The organism is Mitsuaria sp. TWR114 (genome assembly GCF_007997345.1).
Genome location: NZ_VOSR01000389.1, coordinates 1 through 4868, shown reverse-complemented (window position 1 = coordinate 4868; position 4868 = coordinate 1). Strand labels below are relative to the sequence as shown.

At 71.4% G+C, this 4868-nt stretch carries 6 protein-coding genes; 2 read left to right on the top strand and 4 right to left on the bottom strand.

Annotation, left to right across the window (positions count from 1 at the left end):
* On the bottom strand, positions 1-252 hold a 252-nt coding region (locus FUT87_RS14795), incomplete at its 3' end, for a phage holin family protein (protein ID WP_186830553.1).
* Positions 253-417: 165 nt separating this feature from the next.
* Here FUT87_RS14795 and FUT87_RS30750 point away from each other — a divergent pair.
* Positions 418-540, top strand: coding sequence for a hypothetical protein (locus tag FUT87_RS30750; protein ID WP_255511849.1), 123 nt, complete (start codon positions 418-420; stop codon positions 538-540).
* Positions 534-2759, top strand: a complete 2226-nt coding sequence (locus FUT87_RS14790) for a bifunctional diguanylate cyclase/phosphodiesterase (RefSeq protein ID WP_255511848.1) — start codon at positions 534-536, stop codon at positions 2757-2759. Before FUT87_RS30750 ends, FUT87_RS14790 begins: the two co-directional genes overlap by 7 nt.
* Here FUT87_RS14790 and FUT87_RS14785 read toward each other — a convergent pair.
* The 3 genes from FUT87_RS14785 to FUT87_RS14775 all read right to left on the bottom strand — a co-directional run.
* Positions 2746-3051 carry a YqjD family protein gene (locus FUT87_RS14785; protein WP_147241506.1) on the bottom strand — a complete coding sequence of 102 codons (306 nt, stop codon included), beginning with the start codon at positions 3049-3051 and terminating at the stop codon, positions 2746-2748. The genes FUT87_RS14790 and FUT87_RS14785 overlap by 14 nt on opposite strands.
* Before the next feature lie 211 nt (positions 3052-3262).
* Positions 3263-3553, bottom strand: a complete 291-nt coding sequence (locus FUT87_RS14780; protein WP_147241505.1) for a hypothetical protein — start codon at positions 3551-3553, stop codon at positions 3263-3265.
* Positions 3543-4868, bottom strand: a 1326-nt coding sequence (locus FUT87_RS14775; protein ID WP_222617161.1) for a C25 family cysteine peptidase, incomplete at its 5' end; no start/stop codon positions are given. The genes FUT87_RS14780 and FUT87_RS14775, both read right to left, overlap by 11 nt.

The following is a 4868-nucleotide window of genomic DNA, read 5'->3' as shown; positions in this document are numbered from 1 at the left end:
CGCGCCCAGGCCGGCGCCCAGCGGCGCGCGCCAGGCATCGGGCATCCACAGCAGCGCGGCGAAGACCAGCATCAGCAGCGCGGCCACGCCCAGCAGCAGTGCCAGCAGCAGCGCGGTCAAGGCGCCGAACAGGCGCAGCAGCTCCGCCTGCAGCTCGACGCCCAGCAGCTCCAGCCGCACGCGGGCCAGTTCAAGCGCCCGCTCGGCCATCCGCCGCAAGCGCTCCGTCAGCCCCGGATCGCGTGATTCCATCGAACGTCTCTCCTCTGTGTCCGGCCCCTCCGGTGTGCGGAAGCTATCACTGAATCGGGGGAAACGAGGGCGTTCTTTGTCCATACCGGCTCCAGGCCTTGGGCTACAGTGCGGTAACGCTTGGTTGCGCGGACCCCGCGCGGCCGGCCTTTCAAGGTTGATTCAATGCCTGATCGCCAGCACACGCACTCCGACGTCGTCGAGGACGACGACCTGCTGCAGTTCCTGGACGACCACGAGCACGCCTCCTCGACGACCTCCCGCCACGCAAGCCCTGGCGGGTGCTGATCGTCGACGACGACACCGACGTCCACAAGGCCACCGAGCTGGCCATGCAGGGCCTGCAGGTCGAGGGCCAGCCGCTGGCCTTCCTGCATGCGAAGTCCGCGGCCGAGGCGCGCGCGCTGCTGCGCCAGGAGCCCGACATCGCCGTCGTCCTGCTGGACGTCGTGATGGAGTCCGACGACGCCGGCCTGCAGCTGGTGCGCCACATCCGCGAGGAACTGCGCCTGCGCGCCGTGCGCATCGTGCTGCGCACCGGCCAGCCCGGCTACGCGCCGGAGATCGAGACGGTCCAGGCCTACGACATCAACGACTACAAGACCAAGTCGGAGCTGACCCGCACGCGGCTGTACACCGTGCTGACGGCCGCGATCCGCTCCTACCGCCAGATCCGCGCGTTGGAAGCCAACCGGCAGGGGCTGGAGATGATCGTCGAGGCCAGCACCGAGCTCGGCCGCCAGCACGGGCTGCACCGCTTCGCCGAGGGCGTGGTGACGCAGCTGTGCGCGCTGCTGGGCACGCTGCCGGAAGGGCTGGTCTGCGTGCAGGCGCACAACGACGCCAGCGGCGATGCCCGCGTCATCGCGGCGGCCGGCCAGTACAGCTCGCTGATCAACCGCCCGCTGCACGCGGTGCCGGCGGGCAAGGTGCGTGACCTGCTGGCGCGCTGCCTGGCCGTCGGCCACAACCTGCACGAGGACGGCTGCACCGTGCTGTTCTTCGGCCTGCCCAGCGGCCGCGCCATGGCGGCGCTGGTCGAGGTGCAGCGCGAGCTCGACGAGCTCGACCGCCAGTTGCTGCGCGCGTTCTGCTCCAACATCGCCGTCGGCTTCGAGAACGTCATGCTGTACACGCAGCTGACCGACCAGGCCTACAACGACCCGCTGCTGCAGCTGCCCAACCGCACCCGCTTCATCGAGCTGCTCGAGCACAACCTCAAGTCGCCCGAGGGCATCACGCTCGCGCTGATCGACCTGGACGACTTCGCCGACGTCAACGACGCCTTCGGCCACCGCTTCGGCGACCAGGTGCTGCAGGCGGTCTCCCAGCGGCTGGCGCAGCGGCTGGGCTTCAACACCGCGATGGCGCGGATCTCGTCGAACGCCTTCGGGCTGCTCGGGCCCGACGACATGGTCAACGGCCACCGCATCGGCGGCGTCTTCGACGACCCCTTCACCGTCGCGGGCGAGCGCCTGCAGCTGTCCGCCACCACCGGGCTGGTGCGGCTGGCCCAGTCCCGGACGCTGGGCTCGGAACTGCTGCTGGACGCGCAGATCGCGCTCAAGCGCGCCAAGGCGGGCAACCGCGGCGCATCGCAATACTTTTCGCCGGAGATGGGCATCGACGCCCGCGAGCGCTTCAAGCTGCTCAAGGGCCTGCGCGCCAGCTTCGAGGAGCGCCGGCTGTTCGTCGTGTACCAGCCGCAGGTGGAGCTCGCCTCGCTGCGCGTCATCGGCGCCGAGGCGCTGCTGCGCTGGCGCACCGCCGACGGCAAATTCGTCCCGCCCGACCAGTTCATCCCGCTGGCGGAGCAGTCCGGCCTGATCGTCCCGATCGGCGAATTCGTGCTCCGCGCCGCCTGCCGCCAGGTGCGCCAGCTGCGCGATGCCGGCTACGCCGACTTCCGCATCGCGGTGAACATCTCGCTGGCGCAGTTCCGCCATCCCGCCTTCATCGACACCGTCCGGCGCGCGCTGGCCGATGCCGACGTGCCCGGCGCGGCGCTCGAACTGGAGATCACCGAATCGATGGCGATGGAGGAGGTCTCGGCCGTGCTGCGCGTGCTGGCGGAGATCCGCGGCACCGGCGCGTCGGTCGCGATCGATGACTTCGGCACCGGCTTCTCGTCGCTGAGCCAGCTGCGACGGCTGGACGTCGAGCGGCTCAAGATCGACCGCGCCTTCGTGCGCGAGGCGCAGAGCTCGGCGGCCGGCGCGACCATCGCGCAGATGGTGGTGAACCTGGGTTGCAGCCTCGGCATGCGGGTCGTCGCCGAGGGCATCGAGACCGAGGAACAGCGCCAGCACCTGCTGGCGCTGGGCTGTCACGAAGGCCAGGGCTGGCTGTTCGCCAAGCCGATGCCGGCCGAGGAACTCGATCGCTGGCTGGCCGCGCCCAAGTCCTGGGAACTGGCCCCCGCGCCCGCAGCAGCGGCGGCTCAGCCGGTGGCGGGGGCGCCTTGCGTCGCCCCCTGTGCCGCGGCGTCGCCGATCAACGGCGGCTGATCAGCAGGCCCAGCAGCAGGCCGACGCCGGCGGCCACGCCGATCGACTGCCAGGGGTTGTCGTGCACGTAGTCGTCGGTCGCCTTGCTGGCGGCCTTGGCGCGCTCGAGCGCGGCGGACTGGAACTCGCCCAGGCTGGACTTGGCGCGATCCAGCGTCGACTGCACGCGCGCGCGCAGCTCGGACGCGCCGGCGCTGGTCTGGTCGGCGGTGGCCCGCAGCAGCGACTCGGCGTCGGTCACCACCTGGTGCAGGTCGGACAGCAGGCGGTCGGAGGGAGAGGTCTTGGCCATGAGCGGGCTCCTTTTGGTCGGGTTGTGAGGATCAGGACGCGCATCGGCGCGGAACGAAGTCCGGTTGTACGTCTGCCGAGCAACCTCCGGCAAGTCGCCCTGACGGGTGTCCGACCGCGGCACACGGTTTTGACGATGCGCGAGGCTCGGTGGGTCTCCGGCAGATTTCGCTCCCGGCCTGGGCACCCATTCGGCGGCCCCAGCCGTTCGCTCATCCCGAGGAAGGGGGATCGTCGCCGCAAACGGTATAGCGGCGCACCAGGAAATAGCTGCTGCGCCGTTCCCCTTCGACGATCAAGACCTGGCCCTCCAGCGCTTCCAGTTCCGGATCGCGGAACGGATTGGCGCCAGCGCGGCGCAGCACGACCCGGTCGCCGTCGTCGACGACCAGCAGCACCGCCAGGCGCTCGCTCTTGCTGCCGAGGTCCAGGCGCTCGCGGCACAGGCGTCCGCGCAGGCAGTCGGCAGTGCCGTCGTGGGCGGCGTCGCGATCAGCGGGCATGCATGCGCCTCACATGGAGCAGCCGTCCGTCCTGCTCGGTCGCGATCAGCGCCAGCAGGCGGCGTTCGACCCAGCCTTTGTAGACATGGATCGCCCGATGGCCGGGGGCGCCGGAGATCCGATAGCTGACTCGCGCGCAGTGCTCGGCGTCCAGGCCGGATTCCTTGAGCATGGGCCGCACCGCCTCGAGCACGGCCGGGGCCGGCGCCGCCTCGGTGGGCAGCAGGCGCGGCAGCGAACGCGCCAGGTTGCGGCCCTCGCGCTCCAGGCGCTCACGGCGCAGGCCGCGCACGCCGCGGTCCTCGACGGTGGCGAAGGCCTTGCGGAAGGCCTTGGTGCGGGCCAGCGCATGCGACACGCCGGCCACCGGCTGCAGCGACGGGTCGCCCAGCAGGTAGAACTGCCCCAGCGTCTTGAGGTCCATCGGGTCGAGGTGGGTGCGCTCGCCGGCGAATTTCTGGCGCGCCTCCAGCAGCGCCCGGCCCAGCGAGGCCCCGGCCAGCACGCGCTGCAGGAAATACTGGCACAGGAGGTCAGCGGAGCCGTTCCCGTCGCTCGGTCCGTAGGCGATGGTGGTGCTGCCGAGGAAGGCGCAGGCGCCGTCGGTCAGGTAGCGCAGGGCCATCGGCCAGTCGCCGTCGGCCAGCGCCGGGTCGAAGAGCTGCGCGCCATAGCAGCATTCCGCGGCGACCACGGTGCCCGCCGTGACCCGGTCGCGCAGCAGCGCCGAGCGCATCGAGACCGGGAACTCCTCGCCGCGCTGGCCGTAGTACTCGGGCATGTCGGCGGCGCCGTGGCAGTTGATGAAGTGCATGCGCGGCGCCAGGTCCGCCTTGTTCCACTTCGGCCCGTCCGGCGGCGACAGGCGCAGCCCGTCCGCGTGGCCGAAGGTGTTGGTCAGGCTGAGCCGCGTCGAGCCCTGCCAGACCTCGGCCGACAGCGCGAAGCTGTCCACGAAGGACGCGCGCGGCAGGCCCTTGTGGCGGGACGCCGCGCGGATCAGCTGCAGCAGCAGGTCGGGCCGCGTCGCGCCGGGCAGGTCGGGCAGCCGCCCGACGACCCGCGTCGGCCCGAGGAACCGGTTCGGATCGGTCGAGTAGGCGGCCTCGCAGGCATAAGGCAGGTCGCTGGGGACGATGCGGTCCTCGTCGCCCAGTTCGCCGCCGTGCGCCGGGTTCTTCAGCGGCACCATCGGCAGCAGGTCGGGACCGCCCAGCAGCATCAGGTAGTGGGGCTGGCGGGCGCGGGCCAGCGCGTCGATGGCCGTCTTCAGCGCCTTGGCGTCGGGCCGGGCCGGCACCGGTGCGGCGCCGTA